Genomic DNA, 19,975 nt, shown 5'->3' on the forward strand with positions numbered 1-19,975 from the left:
CTTAAGGAAGTTGCCAGACGGGCTGGACTGAGCACCGCGACCGTCGACCGCGTGATAAACAATCGCTCGAGGGTCCGTCCGCGAACAAGGGCGCGTGTGGCAGCCGCGATTTCGGAACTGGAACGGCAAGAGGCACAATTGACCGCCCCCGGGGCGACGCATGTTTTTCGATTTTGTGGGCGAAGCATAAACGCGCTTTAGCCGTGTAACACAAAGAGCCGCTGAACAGGTTCTGCCCCCCATCGGGAGCGCCGCGTGCCGACCGAGGGTTCAGCCACAAGAGCGGCGCTGCCGGATGACGGTTGGTTATCCTACGTCGCCTTCTCAAAACGCCTATCGCTAAGCCACTATGCCTTCGGCGCACCATCCGTCGAAGATCTCCAGCGCCGTTGCTGCAAACGCGGCATCGTTGATGTGGCAAGCGATGCGCTGAGCGGTCACGGTTTCCGGTAATGTGGCCTCAAGCTCTGCAAAGAACGCGGCCAATCCTTCGGGGTTGTGCAAATCGGCCCCCTCGCGGTCCCATTCGCCCAAACCATGTTCGGGCAGGATCAAGGCGACAGGGCTTGTTGCGGTGGCCAATTGTCTTGAATGGGCCCGCGCGACCTGCTTGCAGTCCTCTGCATTCAGGACAACTGACGTCAGCAACCGATTGTGCGCGTGTTTCAGGTGGTTGCGCCACTTGTCGTCGATAGGCTTCCAGCCGACGACATCGACCAAGTCGTAGCATCCCGGCGCCACAATCTGCGGCGTCCCGCTCTTGCCCGCGTTCGTAAGCCGGTCCGTCCCGGCAGATATATTTGACCCATGGATGTGATTGCCCAATTCCTGAGTGCAGAAGTCGAACACGCAGGCGAATGCCCCCTGCGCCGCGAGGCTTTCAAACGCACGCCCCCCCATGCCGGTCGCATGGAACACCGCAACTTCGAACCCGCGCTCTTCCAAGGCGGGCTTCAACGGCACCACATATTTAAGCGCCGACGTGCCAAGGGACATCATACCTATCAAGGGCTTGTCGGGATCGGGCATCTGCACAGCGCGTGCCGCGCCGAGCACCGCCCCTGCGGCCTGCGAAAGGGACGCTTTGCAAACGGAGTTCAGCCCGTATAGCCCCCCGGCCCACAGGATCATCTGCGTATCCGCCGCCAGCCGGTCCGCCGGGATCAGGGGCGAGAACGACACGGTGGACACGATGTATTTCGGCACCCCCAATGGCAGGGCGGACGCGACATCAAGGGCCAGATCGGTGCCCATCGTCCCGCCCAGAACGATCATGCCGTCAAAGGCGCCCTGAGTGTAGAGCCGCGCGGCCAGAAGGCTTGCGCCCTGAGCCATGATCTGCATGGCGTGGTTTTCATCGCCGCTGTCGATCGCGGCCTGGATTGAGCTTCCGCCCTCTCGCGCGACATCATGTTTAGAGTGGTCGCAGGGGCGTGACGGATCGCCAAGCACCGACACATCCATGGTGACAACCTTGCCGCCCTGATCGCGGATGACCTGGGCCAGAAATCCCAGCTCGTCGTCCTTGGTGTCATAGGTGCCGATGACGAGGATCGTCTTGTCTGCATTTTGCGCGGCCATGGATGCCTCCTACAGCTTGATCCAAGCGGTTTTGAGATTGATGTATTTCTCGATTGCGTGCAGCGATTTGTCGGCGCCATTGCCCGATTGACCGACGCCCCCCAAAGGCACGGTTCCGTCCGCGCCGCCGTAGGTATTCACATGCATCACCCCGGTTCGCACGCCGCGAACCATGCGATGCGCACGAGACAGGTTGGAGGTCCATACCCCCCCCGCAAGCCCGTAAACGGTGCCATTGGCAAGGTGGACGGCCTCCTCCTCGGTGGCGAACGAGGTTACACCCAAGACGGGGCCGAAGACCTCTTTTTGGGTCAACGTGGCGTCAGGCGTCACGCCGGTCACGATGGTGGGGGCCATGTAAAAGCCGCCGGTGTCTTGCAGAATACGCTCGCCACCGGTGATAATCTGCCCGCCCTCGGCCTTGGCCGTTTCCACAAAGCCAAGGTTGGCCTGCAACTGGATGTCGGAGTTCACCGCACCGATCTGAGTGTTCATTTGCAACGGGTCACCCACGCGCATGGCTTCTGCGGCCTTGGCCACCGCTGCGACGAAATCATCGTGGATTGCTGCCTCGACCAGCAGGCGCGATCCCGCGACGCAGACTTGGCCGGCGTTGCGGAAAATTCCGCTGGCCGCGACCGTGGCGGCTTCATCAAGGTTGGGGGCGTCTGCGAAAATGATGTTGGGGGATTTGCCACCCAACTCCAGATACACGCGCTTCATGTTGGAGCGCGCCGCATATTCCATCAGCCGCCGCCCCGTGGCCCCCGATCCGGTGAACGCCAGAACATCGACGTCCATGGAAAGGCCGAGGGTTTCGCCCACGACCCTGCCCTCGCCCGTCACCGCGTTCAACACCCCCGGCGGCAAGCCTGCCTCTAACGCCAGTTCCGCCATGCGCATCAGCGAAAGCGAGGCGGTCTCCGAGGGCTTCAGGACGACGGAATTACCCATCGCAAGGGCGGGTCCCAACTTCCAGGCCCCGATCATCAGTGGGAAATTCCACGGGATGATCGCGCCGACAACGCCCACGGGTTCCTTGTGGATCAGACCCAGAATATCCGAGGCTGTTGGCGCGATCTCGCCGTAGATCTTATCCAGAGCCTCAGCGTAATAGCGGATGGTTGCGGCGGCCGATCCGGGTTCTGCCTTTAGGGCCATGGAAATTTCGGTGCCGTTGTCCTGCACGCCTAATACGGCAAGCTCCAGCGCGTTGGCCTCGATCAGGTCGGCCCATTTCATCAGGACCTTTTTGCGTGCCGCCGGTGGCTGGCCCGCCCAACGGCCATCCTCGAACGCGGCGCGGGCCGATGCGATTGCGGCCTCCATATCTCTTGCCGTGCCTTTGGCTGTCGTTGTCAAAACCTGCCCATCAATGGGCGAGATCACGTCCATCGTCGCGCCATCGCTGGCGGCTACGTGCTTGCCGTCAATCAGATGCGCGAACGCGGGAACGGGCAGCGCGCGCAGGGTGTCGATTTGATGTTGGTCCATTGGTCCTACCGTGTCTGGCTGTCGTGCAAATCGTGATCTTCATCGGGCTGATGGGCGCGGGATTCCTTGATCAGGGTGCGAACATGCAGGACCAGAACGATGACGATGATTGCAAAGAGGATGAAGGCTATCGGGCGTTCGATCATGTCGAACGGAGTGTTGAGGCGGGGCAACGCAGAGCGGAGTTTCACCTCCATGATGCCGCCAAGCACCATGCCAAGGATGATCGGCACGATGGGCAGGTTCAGGCGCTTCAGGATCAGACCCAGCACACCAAACCCCGCCGCGATCATGCAATCGGTCAGGGAATTGCGCAGCGAGTAGACGCCCACAAACGACAGAAGCAGGATCATCACGCCAAGGAACCGCGTCGGCACGCGAATGATCTTCGTCAGCATGTTGGTCGAAAACAGCAAGAAGACCATCACGATGACATTCAACGCGATCAGCGCGAAATACAGCCCGTAAACAAGGTCGATGTTGTTTTGGAACAATTGCGGGCCGGGAATGACGTTGTGGACATAGAACACCGACAACATCATCGCGGTCAGCGCCTCGCCGGGAATACCAAGGGCGAGTAGCGGGATCATTGCGGCGGCGGGCACCGCGTTATTGGCAGCCTCCGAGGCGACGAGCCCCTCGGGCGATCCTTTGCCGAATTGGTCCGGCGTCTTGGAGGTCTTCTGAGCATAGGTGTAGCTCATGAATTGTGCGGTAAATTCACCGGTGCCCGGGATCATGCCCAGAACCACCCCAAAGGCCGATGCGACAGTGGCCACGCGCTTGTGCTTCATCAGCTCTCGTAGCCCCGCCCCGATCCGGCCCGAGACCGGCTTTGCCTCGGGGCTGCTGTCGGGTTGCAGCAGCAAGAAGAACGCCTGACTAAGCGCGAACAGGCCCAGAACCACGACGATCAGGTTCACCCCGGAGCTAAGGAACGAATACCCGAAGGTGAAGCGCTGCGTATAGGTGACGGCATCCAGCCCGACGGTTTGCAGAAAGATACCAAACATCGCCAGCAACCCAGCCGCGAAGATCTGCCCCCGGTGCGCAAGAACCACAAGGATGATGCCCAAAAGCGCGGCCAGAAAGATTTCGCGGCTGCCAAACATCGGCGCGACCAGCGCCAGCACGGGGGACAGCAGGATCAGGCAGCCGATCCCGAAAATACCGCCCCAGAATGACGCGGCATAGGCCAGAGACACGGCCCGGTGCGCCTCTCCGTTCTGTGTCATCGGGTAGCCGTCATAAGACGTCAATGCGTTTACAGCCGTGCCCGGCGTATTGATGAGAACCGCAGGAATTGCGCCGCCATACATGCTGGAGCCGTAAATCCCCAACAGCACGGTCAATCCCACGATCGGATCAAGCGAGAAGGTCGCGGGAAGCAAGATCGCAATGGCAACGGCAGGGCCCACGCCGGGGATGGCCCCGATGATGACGCCGCCGATCGACCCCACCAGCAGGGCCACCAGCACGTCCCAACGGGTAATCATTTCGAGGCCGGCAAGAATGTTTTCCATCAAAACGGTCCGATCAGAAGTAGGTCAGCATGATCTGGCGCATCCCATCGGGAAGGCTTTGGTAGATCAAACCGGAAGGAAGGTTCACTTGCAGCAGCGTTTTGAACAGCACCACAATCACCACGGCCGACAGGGCCGCCGCGATCAATGTGCGCGGCCGGCGATAGCCAGCGCGAAACGTCAGTGCGACGGCAAACACCAGAGTTGTCAGCAGATAGCCGGCGTAAGGCACGGCACCGGCGTAGGCGATGAACCACACGGCGTATTCCAACGCACAGACCCAAAGCAAGACTTCGCGCCAGCGTCCCTGAATACGCTCTGACCACATCGACCCCAGCAAATGCAGCGCCGAGAAAGCGGCCATGCCACCAAGCGACACAGCGGGCCAAAACCGGGGCTGAGCGAACAGCGCATTGCCATTTCTCCAAGCGGTCTGGTTCATGATCTGCGATAGCAAAAACACAGAAACCAACAGTGCAAACCAGGCAAATACGATGTCGCCCGGACGCCGGTAGCGCTTGAACAGACGTTGTAGGGTTTTGACGCGCGACATGGGAAGAGTCCGTTAGATTGGCAGTAGTCGGCCGGGCAACAGCTTTGGCTGCCCGGCCTGCGTCGACAAGAGGTTTATTCGGCCAGCAAGGCTTCGATATTTGCCATCGTGGCGATGTCTGCCTCGATCTGGGTCACGACCTCGGCCGCTGGTTGCCAATAGACCAAGGCGCCTGTCTCAGCGGCCAGCGCCTGTGCGCGGTCAGACATCATGGTCTGTTCCGCGACGGCGCTGATGCGATCCTGTACGTCTTGTGGCGTGTCCGCATGAACGAACAGACCATTCCACAAGGACACGTCCAGATCAGGCGCCAGCTCTGCCACTGTTGGCGTGTCGGGTGTCAGGCTGATCCGTTCGCCGCCGATGGATGCCAATACATTAACGTCATCGAGACACGGCAAGATCAGTTGGAGCGTCGTGTTGATCACGTCCACATCACCCGATGCCAGCGTGTTGCAATCCAGCGCGTCAAACGCGGCGTCGGACGCATAGGAAAAGTCCATTTCAGCGGCCAGGCCAAGCGTCACCTGCGTTGGCACCAGCGGTGCACCAAAGTGGCCAAGGGCGACATCGTTTTCCTGCGCATAAGCCGCCAGACCAGCCATATCGTCGTAAGGCGCGTCGCCGCTTACCGCGATCACAAACGGATAGGTCAAAAAGTTGCCGAGCGGCACGAAGGGATCGGGGTTCAGTTCTGGAATGCCAAGCTGGGGGCCAACCACGGGGATCGCAATGAGGAAAGATCCGATGGTGTAGCCGTCGGCGGGCGCATTCGCCACTTCGATTGCGCCCGGAAACGGCCCACCGCCGCCGCCGGGACGGTTCACCACAGCCGTCGGCACGCCGTAGGCCTCCGAGAAATCTTCGGCGATCATCCGCGTCAGAACATCTTCGAGATCACCGGGAGGCCACGGCACAACGAATTCCACCGGACCTTCGGGATATTCTGCATGGACGGGTCCCGCGATCGCCGCGAGCGCAAGCACCATTGCTGAAAGTGATTTTGTTAACGTCGGCATTGAAGTCTCCCCATAAATCGGTTCATATTCTGAACCACTGTTGTTAAAATTAGCTTGTCGTGTTCAGCTTCATGTGTCAAATTTTTTCTCAACCGGCAAAAGGAGCGGTCAGAAATGTCATCAGCATCGAAAGCTCTGGAGCTGTTGTCGATCTTCTCTGTCGCGCAGCCCGAGATCGGCCTGTCAGAGATGTGCAAACTGGCCAAGCGCGACAAAGCCACGACGTACAGGCACCTACAGGTCTTGGAAGCGGCGGGGTTTGTTGAGCAAAATCTAGCGACGCGGCGCTACCGCCTTGGACCAACGGTTCTGCAACTGGGCCGCATGAGAGAGGCGACCGTACCGCGCGAAGCGGGCGCACGGTCCGTCGCAAACGCGCTTGCCGATAAAACAGGTGAAACGGCGCATGTCTCTGTTCTGTCGGGAACGACCCTGTTTGCATTGCTGTCGTGCGAATCGCCAAAACACAGCACGCGCGCCATCATCGACATCTCTACCTTTCCGCTTCATGCGACGGCATCAGGGTTTTGCGCGGTGGCTTTTGGGCCCGCCGACCTGTTCGATGCCGCCTGCGCCACGCTCGAGCGCTATACCGCAACAACCCCCACCACGCCCGAGACGTTGCGCGCCATCGTTGATGACGCGCGCGAAACCGGGTTTGGCCGTTCCGACGGGCATTTCGAGGCCGATATCCAAAGCCTCTCTGCCCCGATCTTTGACCAAACCAGAGAGCTTTGCGGGACGGTCACCGTCGCAAGCGTCGCGTCGCGCGCTACGCCCGAACTTGAACAGATCATCAGAACCGAACTGATCACGGCCAGCCGTGAGATCACGAAAAACTGGGGCGGGGTCATTCCTGCTGCAATCGAAAAAGCATGGGCATCGTCCAAGGCACACCATTAGGGATCGGAATCCGCATCATGAAAGACTCAAACTTCCTGAAGGAACATAACGGCCGCTTGATGTGGCACCCGATGACATCGCCCAAAGACACCATCGACCAGCCCCCGAAGATCATCACCGGATCGCACGGCGTGAACATCACCGATATCGACGGCCACACTGTTGTCGATGGTGTCGGCGGACTTTGGAACGTCAATCTGGGTTATTCGTGCCAGCCGGTGAAGGATGCCATTGCAGCGCAGCTTGACCAGCTGCCCTATTACTCGACGTTCCGCGGCACGTCCAATGACGCCGTGATTGAGCTGTCTTATGAGTTGAGCGAATTCTTCGCGCCAGACGGGTTGAGCCGCGCCTTCTTTACCTCGGGCGGATCGGATTCCGTGGAAACGGCGCTGCGCCTTGCGCGGCAGTACCACAAGCTGAAGGGCGCACCGGGGCGCACCAAGTTTCTCAGCCTGAAGAAGGGTTATCACGGCACCCACATGGGGGGCGCGTCGGTGAACGGCAATGCCAATTTCCGCACCGCCTATGAGCCGCTGTTGCCCGGTTGCTACCACATCCCTGCCCCCTATACGTATCGCAATCCGTTCAATGAAACAGACCCTGAAAAGCTGGCGCATCTCTGCGTTCAGGCCCTAGAGGATGAGATCGCGTTCCAAGGTGCCGACACGATTGCCGCGATGATCATGGAACCGATCCTTGGGGCCGGCGGTGTCATCCCCCCCCACAAGTCCTTTGCGCCGATGGTTCAGGAGATCTGCAACCGCAATGGCATCTTGTTGATCACCGACGAGGTCATCACCGCATTCGGGCGCACCGGTGCCTGGTCGGGCGCGCGGCTTTGGGGCATTCAACCCGACATGATGGCCACCGCCAAGGCGATCACGAACGGCTACTTCCCCTTTGGTGCCGTCATGCTGGGGGACCGGATGATTGACGTCTTCGAAGGCAACCCAGCGGCCAAAATCGGCCATGGATATACCTATTCCGGCCACCCGGTCGGGGCCGCGGCAGCCCTGGCCTGTCTGGCAGAAACCAAGCGCCTGAACGTGGTCGACAACGCGGCGGCGCGGGGAACGCAGCTATATGAGGGCTGCAAGGCGTTGATGGAAAGGCATGACATCATCGGTGACGTGCGCGGGGGGCACGGTTTGATGACCGCGATCGAGATGGTCAGCGATCGGGACACGAAGAAGCCCATCGACGCCGCCACAGCCGCAACCGTGCAAGAGGTCGCCTATCAAAGCGGTGCCATGGTGCGGGTGTCCGGCCCCAACCTGATCCTGTCGCCGTCATTGATCCTGAGCGAGGCTGAAGCGAACACGATCCTGGCCGCACTGGATGCCGGTTTCTCCGCCGCTTGAAAGGCAACGTTATGACACAGGATTACATCGCCCTTTTGGGCACCAAGGGCGGGCCTGCCATTCGGCCCGGTTCGTCCATGCCGACATCCAATCTGGTTTGCCTGAACGGTCAGATGATCGTGTTGGATTGCGGTCTGGGCGTGACCCGGGGCCTTGTGGATCAAGGGATGCAGCTAAAGGATCTATCGCTGATCCTGATCAGTCACCTGCACTCCGATCATTATCTGGAGCTTGGCCCGCTGATCCACACAGCATGGACAGCCGGGCTGAAAACGCCGGTGGATATCTACGGCCCCGATGGGCTTGAGGCCTATTGGGCTGGTTTTCTGTCCTCCATGAAGGCTGACATCGACCTGCGCACGGAAGATGAGGGCAGGCCAGATCTGCGCGACCTGATAACCTTTCATGTGGTCGACGCGGGCCCGGTGTTGGAGTGCTGCGGCATCTCGGTAACCGCTTTGCGCACCCTGCATCCGCCCTTGGTCGACTGCTTTGCCTACGTCTTCAAGACCGCAAAGGCCCATGTCGTTTTTTCTGGCGATACGGCCCCGCTGGACGCGCTCGAAGAATTTGCACGCGGTGCGGATATCCTTGTCCATGAGGCGATGCTGGAGTCCGCCCTGCCCGCCTTGATGGCACGTATCGGCAACGGGTCGGACAAGCTGATGGCCCATTGGCTGCGCTCCCATAGCTTCGCCCACGACGCTGCGCTCACCGCGCAGAAAGCCGGCGTCAAGCGTTTGGCGCTTTCGCATCTGATCCCGTCCGACGACCCAACCTACGGCGAGCAAGACTGGCAAAAGGCCGTTGATCCGCATTGGGACGGCCTGCTTACTATCGGCTACGATGGGGTCAAGATTGAGCTTTAACCCGGCGCGGTCACGGCAAAGGCGGCGCCGCACAAGAGAGCGCAAGGAGGTCTGATGAAAACGATCCAAGCGAAAGCAGGACAATCTACGAAAATCATAGGCAAGTTCTCAAACTCAATTCCCACAACCTACAGTTTCTCCGCGTCGCCCGTCGCAGGTGGGGGCGCGCCGTCGGGCATTGTCGAGGTGAAGGGCTCTAACTGAATATTTCCCGGAACCCCGACAACTCAGCCGCTCAAAGCCAACAACACTGTTACCAAATCAATGTGGAATGTCTCATTCAAAGTCACTGTAATCCCCGACCAGGATGTGAACATCGAGACATCGTTCGGGAAGATGAAGTGGCCGCTGCTGTTTGCCGCAATGGTAATCGGAAATGTTGGGATAGCCGCCGCGATCATGTTGATTAGCGCCCAGTGACAGCGCCTATTTCGTAGCCAACGTTTACCAATTAGCCGCGTTGGCAGCATTTCGAGGTTGGGTTGGGCGTAAAACACGGACGCTCCTCAACTTTCCCAGAACCGTCACCGGGTAGCCGAGCGAACAATGCGTCAAGCGGACGGCGGCTTTTGACCATGGATTGTGGCTTGTCCCCCAAAGCGGAACGGGGCGTGTGCGAGCAGAGAACTTGATCAAGTTTCTTATGCCTGCCGATACCTTTGATGCGGGCTACCGGGCGTGCAGATCCATCCGCCGTGTCAATGCAAGACCCGGTCAAGGCATGCCAGCCAGTTGTCTTGCGCCAGCTTTTGGATCAGCGCTGCGTCATACCCGTGATCTGCCATCGCGCGAAACAGCGCGGGCACCCCGGTCACATCGCCAATGCACCGGGGCACGATGCACCCGTCGAAGTCGGATCCAAGTCCGACGTGGTCCTCGCCCACCTCGGCAATCATGTGGTCGAGTTGGCGCAGCATCGTCTCCCACCCGATATCTGGCGCCGACGTGCCATCGGCGTTGAGGTAGAACGTCGCGAAGTTGAACCCGACCATGCCGCCACGCTCTCGGATCATGTGCAGTTGGCGGTCGGTCAAGTTGCGCGGTGACGGGCAAAGCGCGTGGGCATTGGAATGGGTTGCAACCAGAGGCGCGGTCGAAATCGCGGCGACGTCGTTGAACCCGGCTTCGTTCAGGTGTGACAGATCAATCATGATCCCCAACCGGTCGCACAGCCGGACAAGGTCCTTGCCTTTCTCGGTCAGACCCGGCCCGGTATCGGGCGTGCCGGGAAACGCCATCGGCACGCCATGGCCAAAAATCGTTGGACGGCTCCACACCGGCCCAAGGGACCGCAGCCCCATGTCGTGAAACAGGTACAGCGCGTCCAGATCGGGGCCGATGGCCTCGGCCCCTTCCATGTGCATCACCCCGGCGATAACGCCCTGATCCATCGCCGCGCGCATCTGCTCTACCGTGCGGCAGACCTTGAAATCATCCGGTGCCGCGCGCTCCATCCAATGCAAGAGTCCCGCCATCGCAAGCGCCGTGGGCTGCGCGGTGCCATGTTCCATCAGGGGTGGAAACGGGATGGCATAGGGAGGGTTCGCCATTTGCGCCATGAAGTCGACGGGCGGCCCGCTTGGGACGGGCGGGACGAAGATCGCAAACAGCCCCCCCGCAAAGCCCGACTGCCTCATCCGCCCAAGATCAAGGTGTCCCTGCCCCGCGTCGCCCAGCCATGTCTCGGACCGGGCACTTGCCGACTTCAGGAGCCGCAGCAGAAAATCGTTGTGACCGTCGAAGAAGGGAATGGGGTCTGGCATGGGGGGCCTCTGTAGTAGCCTACGAATTTGTAGCGCAATGCGTACCCCAAGAATTTAAGCACACCCACCCCAAGGGTCGATAGCCTTTCGGCATCCTCGATTGCTCGCACCCAAGCATGGGGCAAACGAGCGTCCCGGTGCCGTTGACAGTGGGCGCAGTCCTGGCCTCCGTCAAAACCCGACCTTCGTTGCACTATGTGTCGCGATGATGGTGGCGCTGCTTGGCGGGGTTATAGCCTCGATAATTTCCACCGCGTGGGGGCCAGGTCAAAATGATCCGAACGGCCTAGGGGCGCGTACAATCTTATGTAGCCGGAGACGAACCATGACCAATATCACATTCACCCTCAACACAGCCAATAGCGGTATTGAGGGGCCATCGTTTGCATGTCCCGTAGGCAGCCATGCAATTCTCGTGGTGATGAATGCGTGGACTCGTGGCGTTTGGGGGGAAATCACACGATGAAACTTCGGCTCATTCTGGGCGACCAGCTCAGCCTATCCATCTCAAGCCTGTCAGACGTCTCCAAGGATGATCTGATATTGATGTGCGAGTTGAGGCAAGAAGCGACCTATGTGAAGCACCACAAGAAGAAGATCGCGTTTGTGTTCAGCGCCATGCGCCATTTCGCCCGTGATCTGCGTGCGCAAGGCTTCAACGTCCGCTATGTCGCCTACGATGACCCGGACAACAGCGGGTCGTTCCTGGGCGAAGTCGAAACGGCCCTTGATCTTCACGGCTGTGATGAAGTGGTGCTGACCAAACCGGGGGAGCATCGGCTGCTTACTGCGTTCCAAGACTGGCCAGACGCGTTGTCTGTGCCTGTGGCCCTGCGCGAGGATGACCGGTTCTTGTGTACGACAGAGGACTTCGCCCAATGGGCCGATGGTCGAAAACAACTGCGGATGGAGTATTTTTACCGAGAGATGCGCCGCAAGTACGCGATCTTGATGGATGTTGATGGCCCCGTTGGCGGCAAGTGGAACTACGATTCCGAGAACAGGAAAAAGCCCGAGAAAGGTTTGGATGTTCCCGACACGTACAGGGCCGTTCCCGACGAGATCACGCGTGAGGTCATGGCCCTTGTTGAGGCGCAGTTCCCCGATCACTTCGGCGATCTTTCCCCGTTTCATTTTGCCGTCACCCGTGAACAAGCGCTGGCTGCGCTGGACGAATTCATCGCCCGGCGTTTGCGCTTCTTCGGGGATTACCAGGACGCGATGATCGAGGGAGAGCCCTGGATGTATCACAGCCATATCGGGCTATACATGAACTGCGGGCTATTGAACCCGTTGGAATGTATCGAACGCGCTGAGGCCGCGTTCCATGACGGGGCTGCCCCCTTGAACGCCGTCGAAGGTTTCATTCGCCAGATCCTGGGGTGGCGAGAGTTTGTGCGCGGCATTTATTGGTTGAAGATGCCAGACTACAAGGAAAACAACTTCTTTGACGCCCAAAGGCCGCTTCCGTCCCTTTACTGGACGGGCGACACGCAAATGAACTGCATGCGGCAATGCGTGACCGAAACAAAGCAAAACGCTTATGCCCATCATATCCAGCGCCTTATGGTGCTTGGCAATTTTGCATTGCTGGCAGGTCTCGACCCCGATGAAGTGAACGAGTGGTATCTTCTGGTCTACGCGGACGCCTATGAATGGGTCGAACTGCCCAATGTCTCTGGCATGATCTTGTTTGCGGACGGGGGGGTGCTTGCCTCCAAACCCTATGCGGCCAGCGGCAGTTACATCAACAAGATGTCGGACTATTGCGGGTCGTGCGCCTATAAGCCGACGGTCAAGAACGGGCCGAAGGCGTGTCCGTTCAACTACCTGTATTGGGACTTTCTGGCTCGCAATGACGGCAAGTTGCGCAGCAACCCACGCATGGGGTTCATGTTCAATAGCCTGGACCGGATGAATGACGAAAAGCGGCAAGCGATCCATGACGACAGCCGACGGTTCCTCAAGGCGATGCAAGCCGATGAAAAAGTCTGACCTTCCGGTGAAAACCTGCGTGACTTTCGGGCGGCCTTATGCCTGGCGAAAGAAGTGGGCAAAGGTCTGGGACGAGGTCAAATACTGCTCGGAACGCTGCCGCCGGGGGCGCGGCTCAACGCGGTCTCCAAGCACCAGGGGGGGCGCTGCATGACAATCGGGGAAGGACTGTATGCTGAGGTCACGGCCACATCGGAAACCGTCGCGTTTGATCCCACGAGACGCGCTGGCCTTGCACGTCTGGAACAATACGCGCCACGGACCGGGGTGCATTACGCGACGCATCGCAACTACGATCTGGGACCGTCGCAGCGAAGCACAACCTCGGCCCTATCCCCCTGGATACGGCATCGTCTGATCACCGAGCCAGAGGTGCTGACCCATACGCTGGCGCGCCACAGTCCAACGACTGCTATGAAGTTCATCCAGGAGGTGTTCTGGCGCGGCTATTTCAAAGGTTGGCTAGAACAGCACCCAAGTGTTTGGCAAAGCTACCAACTTGGCCTTCGGACGGCGTGGGATAAGTTGGAAAGCAACATCCACCGCAAAAACGACGTCTTGGCCGCCATGGATGGGCGCACGGGGATTGCGTGTTTTGACCATTGGTGCCGTGAGCTGGTGAAAACCGGGTACCTGCATAACCACGCACGTATGTGGTTCGCCTCGATCTGGATCTTCACGCTGCGTCTTCCGTGGGAATTGGGCGCGCAGTTCTTCCTGCGCCATTTGATCGACGGCGATCCGGCATCCAATACGTTAAGCTGGCGCTGGGTCGGCGGGCTGCATACCAAAGGCAAGACCTATCTGGCCCGGCCATCCAACATTGCCAAATACACGAAAGGGGCATTTGAACCGATCGGCCAACTGGCGAATACGGCCGAGCCATTGAGTGAAGCGGGTGATCATCCGCTCGTGCCTTTCATCCCGGAAAACCCGACCGCCCAAAAGAATTTCCTGCTGTTGGTGACAGAAGAGGATTGCCGGTCCAGGACGTTGATATCAGGAACGGCCAGCGGTGTGTTGGGGCTCGTGACCCCTCGCGAAAAGGATCAAGGGGCGCTGGCCCATGGCTTCAGGCAAGGTGCCGTCGCCGATGCGGTGGCGGGGCTATATGAGCAAGGCCACGTCGCCACAACCCACGATTGGAGCACCGCTATCATTGCCGCCGCGCAGATGGCCGGGACGACGCAGGTGCTGACACCCTTTGCGCCCGTCGGCCCTGTTGCGACGAAACTGGAGGGCGTGAAAAACGCTCTGGCGGCCGAGGGTATGACCCTTCGACAGCCGCACCGACACTATGATGCGGCCACGTGGCCCCATGCAACCAAGGGCTATTTCAAGCTCAAGAAAGCCATTCCAACGATTTTGTCAGAGCTTGGACTGGCTGGTGCCCCAAGCAACGAGCCTTAGAGTGAACCGCCCAAACCCATAACGACGAGTTGCGTCGTGCCCCCCCGTCGCCCCGGCGCGCCCGCGCTTGAAATTGGGCATTACAGCGCTACGTCGCGAGGTATGAACGACGTCTTAACCTTTACCGAGCGGGGCATTTATTGTCCTGCTGGCGATTTCTATATTGATCCGTGGCGCCCGGTGCCGCGTGCCTTGATTACCCATGGGCATTCCGATCACGCCCGCCCGGAAATGGGTCGGTATCTCTCCACGGAGGCGGCGGCCCCCGTGATGCACCATAGATTGGGGGAAGACGCGCGGATCGAGACCATACCCTACGGCGAAACCCGCCAGATCGGCGGGGCGACGGTGTCTTTCCATCCCGCAGGCCATGTCCCCGGCTCGGCACAGATCAGGGTCGAGGTTGCGGGGCAGGTCTGGGTCGCTTCGGGGGACTACAAGACGGTGGATGATGGGCTGTCCGAGGCGTTCGAGCCGGTGAAATGCCACGCCTTCATCACCGAAAGCACTTTCGGCCTGCCCGTGTTCAAATGGACCCCGCAGGATATCCTGACACAGCAACTCAACGAATGGTGGGCTGCAAACGCGGCGGCGGGCCGCCCGTCGATCCTGACCGCCTACGCCCTTGGCAAGGCGCAACGTCTGATGCGCAGCGTCGATGCTTCAATCGGCCCGATGTTGACGGTGACGGCGGTGGAAAACACCAACGCGGTTCTGCGCGCCCAGGGGATCGCCCTGCCCGACACCACACAAATCGCCGAAGACGTCAGCGCCAAAAGCCACCCCGGCGCCCTGATTATTGCCACCCCCGGCAGCACCACCCAGCATTGGGCTCGGCGCTTCCCGCAGGCGGCGACGGCCTTTGCTTCGGGCTGGATGGCCCTGCGCGGCGTACGCAGGCGGCGCGGCACGGATCGCGGGTTTATCGTGTCGGATCATGCGGATTGGAGCGGATTGAACGACGCGATCAAGGCGACGGGGGCGGAGAAAGTCTTTGTCACCCACGGCTATACCAGCCAGTTCCAACGCTACCTGTCCGAGCAAGGCTATGACGCCCACGTCGTCTCAACTGAGTATTCCGGCGACGACACCGAGGAGGCATCATGAAACGCTTTGCCGCCCTCTATGCCCGCGTCGATGAAAGCACCAAGACCACCGTCAAGGTTGCGGCATTGGCCGATTACCTCGGCTCTGCGTCGGACACAGACCGTTTATGGACGATTGCGCTGTTCACCGGCCGCCGCCCCAAACGGGTCATTTCAACAACCAAACTGCGCCAATGGGCGGCCGAGGTCGCGGGTCTGCCCGATTGGCTGTTTGACGAAAGCTATCACATTGTCGGTGATCTGGCCGAAACCATCAGCCTTGTTCTGCCGGACCCCTCTGACCCGCAGGACCACAGCCTCACTTACTGGATCGAAACGCTTGCCCGCCTGTCCACGCTGGACGATGACGCGCGCAGGGAGGGCATCTTGGCGGCGTGGGACACCCTCGCCCCCGATCAACGATTCCTGTTCACGAAACTGCTGACAGGCGGCTTTCGCGTGGGCGTCAGCGCCAAGTTGATGACGCGCGCGCTCGCGCAGGTCACGGGACAGGACGTCGCCGCGCTGACCCACAAACTCATGGTCAACTGGACGCCGCAAACGACGACGTGGGCCGCGCTGATCGAGGCGGATGACCCCATGGCCGACCTGTCGCGCCCCTACCCGTTCTACCTTGCCCATTCCGTCGATGACCCGGCGGAGCTTGGCGATCCGCCCGACTGGCACGCGGAACGCAAGTGGGACGGTATCCGCGGCCAGTTCATCACCCGTGGCGGCGAGCACCACATCTGGTCGCGCGGCGAAGACCTGATGACAGATCGATTTCCCGAGTTGGCGCAGCTGACCGATTACTTGCCCGACGGCACGGTGATTGACGGCGAAATCCTCGCCTTTGCCGATGACATGCCGCTGAGCTTCAATGCGCTGCAAAAACGTATCGGGCGCAAGACGGTGCCCAAGAAGCTGTTGGCGGAGGCGCCGGTCGTCCTCATGGCCTACGACCTGCTGGAACAAGGCGGGGCTGACATCCGCGATACGCCCTTCGCCGCACGCCGGGCCGCGCTGGCCGACCTGTTGGCCGATGTCCCGCCCGAGGCCCCCATCCGCCTAAGCCAAGAAGTTCCTTTCGACACGTGGGATGCGCTCGCCGCCGAACGTGAAACGTCGCGCGATCACAATGCCGAAGGCCTGATGATCAAACGCCGCGCCAGCCCCTATCTGGCGGGGCGTAAACGGGGTGATTGGTGGAAATGGAAGATTGACCCGCTGACCATCGACGCGGTGATGATCTATGCGCAATCGGGCAGTGGACGGCGTGCCAACCTGTTCACCGATTACACCTTCGCCGTCTGGAACGGGAACGAGCTGACGCCCTTCACCAAGGCCTATTCTGGCCTGACCGACGCCGAATTCCGCCAGATTACCGCTTGGGTGCGCAAGAATACCCTCAACAAGTTTGGCCCCGTGCGCCAGGTCACCCCACACCACGTGTTCGAGATCGCGTTCGAAGGCATCCAGGCCTCTCCACGTCATAAATCCGGCGTCGCCCTGCGGTTTCCGCGCATGCTGCGCTGGCGCCACGACAAACCCGCGTCAGAGGCAAACACGCTAGACGATCTGAAAGAGATGTTGGCCACCTACGGCTAATGAAACCTTGCCCGAAGCAGATAAAACGTCACGTCTTAAGGATAGATTAATGACATTGCGGCTTGCGGAACATATGTAGAACATATGGCAAAGCAAACACTCGATGAAAAGCTCGCTATTCTCAGCGATGCGGCAAAATATGACGCCTCGTGCGCGTCGTCAGGATCAACCAAACGCGACTCCCGCGATGGAAAGGGACTGGGGTCAAATGAGGGCAGCGGCATCTGCCACGCCTATGCGCCTGACGGGCGTTGTATCAGCCTGTTGAAAATTCTGATGACCAATTTCTGCATCTACGATTGCAGCTATTGCATCAACCGCGCCTCGTCCAACGTCACCCGGGCGCGGTTCAGCGTGGACGAGGTCGTGAAGCTGACGATCGAGTTCTACCGCCGCAACTACATCGAGGGGCTGTTTCTTTCGTCCGGCGTCATCCGCTCGCCCGATGCGACGATGTCCGACATGGTGCAAATCGCCCGCAAACTGCGCCATGAAGAGAACTTTCGCGGCTACATCCACCTGAAAACCATCCCCGATGCGGCCCCCGAACTGATCGCCGAAGCGGGCTTGCTGGCAGATCGCTTGTCGATCAACGTAGAACTGCCCACCGACAGCGCCGTTGAACAGTTTGCGCCTGAAAAAAAGCCCAACCAGATCCGCAAAGCCATGGCGGACGTGCGCTTGCGCAAGGACGAAGGCAAAGAACGCACCTTCACCGGAAAGCGCCTTCCCAAGTTCGCCCCCGCAGGGCAATCCACGCAGATGATTATCGGCGCGGACGGGTCCAACGATGCGACTGTATTGGGCCAGTCAACGCGGCTCTATTCCAGTTACAAACTGAAACGGGTGTATTATTCGGCCTTCTCTCCGATCCCTGATTCCTCGTCCAAACTGCCGCTGATCCGCCCGCCCTTGCAGCGCGAACACCGGCTGTATCAAGCCGACTGGCTGTTACGGTTCTACGATTTCCAGCTGGATGAAATCACCTCCGCGACGTCCGACGGCAACCTTGATCTGGAGATTGATCCAAAACTCGCATGGGCCCTGCAACATCGCGGGCTGTTCCCGCTGGATGTGAACCGAGCGAGCCGCGAAATGCTGCTGCGGGTGCCGGGGTTCGGCGTAAAGACGGTGACGCGGATCTTGCAGACGCGGCGCCATCGCACCCTTCGATACGAGGACCTGATGCGCATGGGTGCGTCGATGAAAAGGGCGCGCGCGTTCATCACGGCGGGCGGCTGGTCGCCCGGAGGGCTGACCGACAGCGCCGATCTACGCGCGCGCTTCGCGCCACCGCCCGAACAACTGATACTGTTGTGATGCACCACGTCCAGATCCCCACCTTGGGCGCGGCGCAAGCGTGGCGCGACGCGGCGCGCGACCTGCTGTCCGCAGGGGTGGCGCCCTGCGACATTGTCTGGGGCGACCACCGCGCCGAACCTGATTTGTTTGCCGCGCAAACCGCCCTGCCCCAAGGCCAAGCCCCCAAAGTGCCGCGCAGTTTCATGTCGATGGCGCAAACGGTGGTCTGGCACAGTGACCCAGAGCGTTTTGCGCGGCTCTATGCCTTTGCGTGGCGCCTGCAAAGTGCGCCGCATCTGATGTCGGACCGGGGCGACGCCGACCTTGCCCACCTGCGGCGGCTGGAAAAGAACGTGCACCGCTGTCAGCACAAGATGAAAGCCTTCGTGCGCTTCCGTGACATCACCACCCCCGGTGCAAACCGCCGCAGTTTCGCCGCGTGGTTTGAACCCACGCACCACACCGTCGAGCCCACGGCGGATTTCTTCGTGCGTCGGTTCAGCGATATGGATTGGCGCATCCTGACCCCCGATGTCTCGGCCATTTTCATCGGCGGGGAACTGACGTTCGAGGAAGGCCACGCAAAGCCCGACCTGCCCGAAGACGCGGGCGAGCAACTCTGGATCACCTATTTCCGCAACATCTTTAACCCCGCGCGTCTGATGGTCAGCGCCATGCAGTCCGAGATGCCCAAGAAATACTGGAAGAACCTGCCAGAGGCCGCCTCGATCCCCGATATGATCGCCGGCGCCCCTGCCCGCGCGCGCGAGATGGCACTGGCCGCCCCCACGCTGCCGCCCGCCCGCTTGCCGCAGGTCCAGGCACAGCTCAAGGCGCACCAATCGGCGTGGGATGGACCCGATGGCGACCTGTCCGCCGCGATCTCTGCTTGCACCCGCTGCCCGCTGCATTGCACCGCGACGCAGGCGGTTCTTGGCCAAGGCCCCAGCGATGCGGATCTTATGATCGTAGGCGAACAACCGGGTGATCAGGAGGACCTGACCGGGCAGCCGTTCGTCGGGCCCGCGGGGCAAATGTTCGATACGATCTCGGCGGAGGTAGGGCTGGATCGCCGCGCCGCCTATGTCACCAACGCGGTGAAACATTTCAAATTCAAACCACAAGGGCGCCGTCGCCTTCATCAGAGACCGAATACGTCGGAAATCGAGCATTGCCGCTGGTGGCTGGACGCTGAACTCGCCTCGGTAAACCCCAAGCTAACTCTCGCATTGGGGTCAACGGCGGCCCATAGTCTGACAGGCAATGGCGCCGGTATCTTGTCGCGTCGGGGGCAGATTGAGACGGGGCGATCCGGCGGACCTGTATTTATCACGCTGCACCCATCCTATCTGCTTCGTGCCACCGACCCCGCCGCGCAGAAGACCGCGAAGGCACAGTTTCGGGACGATCTTGCACAGGTGGCGCAGCTGACAGCCCTAGCTAAGCCGTGACAGACGACACTGGCTGCGTCTTGGCGGCTATGGCATACCCAAGGACCCTGACATT

The 19,975-nt window shown here is 60.3% G+C and carries 18 protein-coding genes; 11 read left to right on the forward strand and 7 right to left on the reverse strand.

What is annotated here, in order from left to right:
* Positions 1-51: 51 nt before the first annotated feature.
* Positions 52-201 (forward strand): hypothetical protein, encoded by a 150-nt coding sequence (locus AADW23_RS14650; protein WP_341864338.1) that lies wholly within the window; start codon positions 52-54, stop codon positions 199-201.
* Positions 202-339: 138 nt separating this feature from the next.
* On the opposite strand, the gene AADW23_RS14655 is transcribed toward AADW23_RS14650, so the two are convergent.
* From AADW23_RS14655 to AADW23_RS14675, 5 genes are all read right to left on the reverse strand, one after another.
* Positions 340-1,581, reverse strand: a complete 1,242-nt coding sequence (locus AADW23_RS14655; RefSeq protein WP_341861682.1) for a Tm-1-like ATP-binding domain-containing protein — start codon at positions 1,579-1,581, stop codon at positions 340-342.
* A 9-nt stretch (positions 1,582-1,590) separates the two neighbouring features.
* Entirely contained in the window at positions 1,591-3,075 is a 1,485-nt protein-coding gene (locus AADW23_RS14660) for an aldehyde dehydrogenase (protein WP_341861683.1), read from the reverse strand.
* Between the two features lie 5 nt (positions 3,076-3,080).
* Positions 3,081-4,598: a tripartite tricarboxylate transporter permease gene (locus tag AADW23_RS14665; protein ID WP_341861684.1), complete on the reverse strand. Its 1,518-nt coding sequence runs from the start codon at positions 4,596-4,598 to the stop codon at positions 3,081-3,083.
* Between the two features lie 13 nt (positions 4,599-4,611).
* Positions 4,612-5,151, reverse strand: coding sequence for a tripartite tricarboxylate transporter TctB family protein (locus AADW23_RS14670; RefSeq protein WP_341861685.1), 540 nt, complete (start codon positions 5,149-5,151; stop codon positions 4,612-4,614).
* A 74-nt stretch (positions 5,152-5,225) separates the two neighbouring features.
* Positions 5,226-6,140, reverse strand: coding sequence for a tripartite tricarboxylate transporter substrate-binding protein (locus AADW23_RS14675; RefSeq protein ID WP_341864339.1), 915 nt, complete (start codon positions 6,138-6,140; stop codon positions 5,226-5,228).
* Between the two features lie 144 nt (positions 6,141-6,284).
* Here AADW23_RS14675 and AADW23_RS14680 point away from each other — a divergent pair, with 144 nt between their 5' ends.
* From AADW23_RS14680 to AADW23_RS14690, 3 genes are read left to right on the forward strand one after another with little or no spacing between them, the layout of a single operon-like run.
* Positions 6,285-7,073 (forward strand): IclR family transcriptional regulator, encoded by a 789-nt coding sequence (locus AADW23_RS14680; protein ID WP_341861686.1) that lies wholly within the window; start codon positions 6,285-6,287, stop codon positions 7,071-7,073.
* A gap of 17 nt (positions 7,074-7,090) precedes the next feature.
* The gene (locus AADW23_RS14685) at positions 7,091-8,437 is read left to right on the forward strand and encodes an aspartate aminotransferase family protein (RefSeq protein WP_341861687.1); all 1,347 of its coding nucleotides are present in this window, start codon (positions 7,091-7,093) and stop codon (positions 8,435-8,437) included.
* An 11-nt stretch (positions 8,438-8,448) separates the two neighbouring features.
* Positions 8,449-9,306 (forward strand): MBL fold metallo-hydrolase, encoded by an 858-nt coding sequence (locus AADW23_RS14690; RefSeq protein ID WP_341861688.1) that lies wholly within the window; start codon positions 8,449-8,451, stop codon positions 9,304-9,306.
* Positions 9,307-9,533: 227 nt separating this feature from the next.
* Here the strand turns inward: AADW23_RS14690 and AADW23_RS14695 are convergent, their stop codons facing one another.
* Positions 9,534-9,803: a hypothetical protein gene (locus AADW23_RS14695; RefSeq protein ID WP_341861689.1), complete on the reverse strand. Its 270-nt coding sequence runs from the start codon at positions 9,801-9,803 to the stop codon at positions 9,534-9,536.
* A gap of 201 nt (positions 9,804-10,004) precedes the next feature.
* A complete protein-coding gene (locus AADW23_RS14700) occupies positions 10,005-11,069 on the reverse strand; it encodes a dipeptidase (RefSeq protein ID WP_341861690.1) in 1,065 nt (354 codons plus the stop codon).
* Positions 11,070-11,531: 462 nt separating this feature from the next.
* Here AADW23_RS14700 and AADW23_RS14705 point away from each other — a divergent pair, with 462 nt between their 5' ends.
* The 7 genes from AADW23_RS14705 to AADW23_RS14735 all read left to right on the forward strand — a co-directional run bounded on the left by AADW23_RS14705 (position 11,532) and on the right by AADW23_RS14735 (position 19,920).
* Positions 11,532-13,064: a cryptochrome/photolyase family protein gene (locus AADW23_RS14705; protein ID WP_341861691.1), complete on the forward strand. Its 1,533-nt coding sequence runs from the start codon at positions 11,532-11,534 to the stop codon at positions 13,062-13,064.
* On the forward strand, positions 13,051-13,218 hold the full coding sequence (locus tag AADW23_RS14710) for a DUF2256 domain-containing protein (protein WP_341861692.1): 168 nt from the start codon (positions 13,051-13,053) through the stop codon (positions 13,216-13,218). The genes AADW23_RS14705 and AADW23_RS14710 overlap by 14 nt, the downstream gene beginning before the upstream one ends.
* Entirely contained in the window at positions 13,215-14,474 is a 1,260-nt protein-coding gene (locus AADW23_RS14715; RefSeq protein ID WP_341861693.1) for an FAD-binding domain-containing protein, read from the forward strand. Before AADW23_RS14710 ends, AADW23_RS14715 begins: the two co-directional genes overlap by 4 nt.
* Positions 14,475-14,576: 102 nt before the next feature.
* The gene (locus AADW23_RS14720; RefSeq protein WP_341861694.1) at positions 14,577-15,581 is read left to right on the forward strand and encodes a ligase-associated DNA damage response exonuclease; all 1,005 of its coding nucleotides are present in this window, start codon (positions 14,577-14,579) and stop codon (positions 15,579-15,581) included.
* The gene (locus AADW23_RS14725) at positions 15,578-17,167 is read left to right on the forward strand and encodes an ATP-dependent DNA ligase (RefSeq protein ID WP_341861695.1); all 1,590 of its coding nucleotides are present in this window, start codon (positions 15,578-15,580) and stop codon (positions 17,165-17,167) included. Before AADW23_RS14720 ends, AADW23_RS14725 begins: the two co-directional genes overlap by 4 nt.
* A gap of 84 nt (positions 17,168-17,251) precedes the next feature.
* Positions 17,252-18,487 carry a putative DNA modification/repair radical SAM protein gene (locus AADW23_RS14730; RefSeq protein ID WP_341861696.1) on the forward strand — a complete coding sequence of 412 codons (1,236 nt, stop codon included), beginning with the start codon at positions 17,252-17,254 and terminating at the stop codon, positions 18,485-18,487.
* Positions 18,487-19,920, forward strand: coding sequence for a UdgX family uracil-DNA binding protein (locus AADW23_RS14735; protein WP_341861697.1), 1,434 nt, complete (start codon positions 18,487-18,489; stop codon positions 19,918-19,920). The genes AADW23_RS14730 and AADW23_RS14735 overlap by 1 nt, the downstream gene beginning before the upstream one ends.
* Positions 19,921-19,975: the final 55 nt, after the last annotated feature.

This window comes from Gymnodinialimonas sp. 57CJ19 (assembly GCF_038396845.1).
Lineage (GTDB): Bacteria > Pseudomonadota > Alphaproteobacteria > Rhodobacterales > Rhodobacteraceae > Gymnodinialimonas.

What these genes read in the sequence shown, in the direction of transcription:
- AADW23_RS14655 (WP_341861682.1), bottom strand. Translation starts at nt 1,581, where the DNA reads ATGGCCGCGCAAAATGCAGACAAGACGATCCTCGTCATCGGCACCTAT.
- AADW23_RS14660 (WP_341861683.1), bottom strand. Translation starts at nt 3,075, where the DNA reads ATGGACCAACATCAAATCGACACCCTGCGCGCGCTGCCCGTTCCCGCG.
- AADW23_RS14665 (WP_341861684.1), bottom strand. Translation starts at nt 4,598, where the DNA reads ATGGAAAACATTCTTGCCGGCCTCGAAATGATTACCCGTTGGGACGTG.
- AADW23_RS14670 (WP_341861685.1), bottom strand. Translation starts at nt 5,151, where the DNA reads ATGTCGCGCGTCAAAACCCTACAACGTCTGTTCAAGCGCTACCGGCGT.
- AADW23_RS14675 (WP_341864339.1), bottom strand. Translation starts at nt 6,140, where the DNA reads ATGGTGCTTGCGCTCGCGGCGATCGCGGGACCCGTCCATGCAGAATAT.
- AADW23_RS14680 (WP_341861686.1), top strand. Translation starts at nt 6,285, where the DNA reads ATGTCATCAGCATCGAAAGCTCTGGAGCTGTTGTCGATCTTCTCTGTC.
- AADW23_RS14685 (WP_341861687.1), top strand. Translation starts at nt 7,091, where the DNA reads ATGAAAGACTCAAACTTCCTGAAGGAACATAACGGCCGCTTGATGTGG.
- AADW23_RS14690 (WP_341861688.1), top strand. Translation starts at nt 8,449, where the DNA reads ATGACACAGGATTACATCGCCCTTTTGGGCACCAAGGGCGGGCCTGCC.
- AADW23_RS14700 (WP_341861690.1), bottom strand. Translation starts at nt 11,069, where the DNA reads ATGCCAGACCCCATTCCCTTCTTCGACGGTCACAACGATTTTCTGCTG.
- AADW23_RS14705 (WP_341861691.1), top strand. Translation starts at nt 11,532, where the DNA reads ATGAAACTTCGGCTCATTCTGGGCGACCAGCTCAGCCTATCCATCTCA.
- AADW23_RS14710 (WP_341861692.1), top strand. Translation starts at nt 13,051, where the DNA reads ATGAAAAAGTCTGACCTTCCGGTGAAAACCTGCGTGACTTTCGGGCGG.
- AADW23_RS14715 (WP_341861693.1), top strand. Translation starts at nt 13,215, where the DNA reads ATGACAATCGGGGAAGGACTGTATGCTGAGGTCACGGCCACATCGGAA.
- AADW23_RS14720 (WP_341861694.1), top strand. Translation starts at nt 14,577, where the DNA reads ATGAACGACGTCTTAACCTTTACCGAGCGGGGCATTTATTGTCCTGCT.
- AADW23_RS14725 (WP_341861695.1), top strand. Translation starts at nt 15,578, where the DNA reads ATGAAACGCTTTGCCGCCCTCTATGCCCGCGTCGATGAAAGCACCAAG.
- AADW23_RS14730 (WP_341861696.1), top strand. Translation starts at nt 17,252, where the DNA reads ATGGCAAAGCAAACACTCGATGAAAAGCTCGCTATTCTCAGCGATGCG.
- AADW23_RS14735 (WP_341861697.1), top strand. Translation starts at nt 18,487, where the DNA reads ATGCACCACGTCCAGATCCCCACCTTGGGCGCGGCGCAAGCGTGGCGC.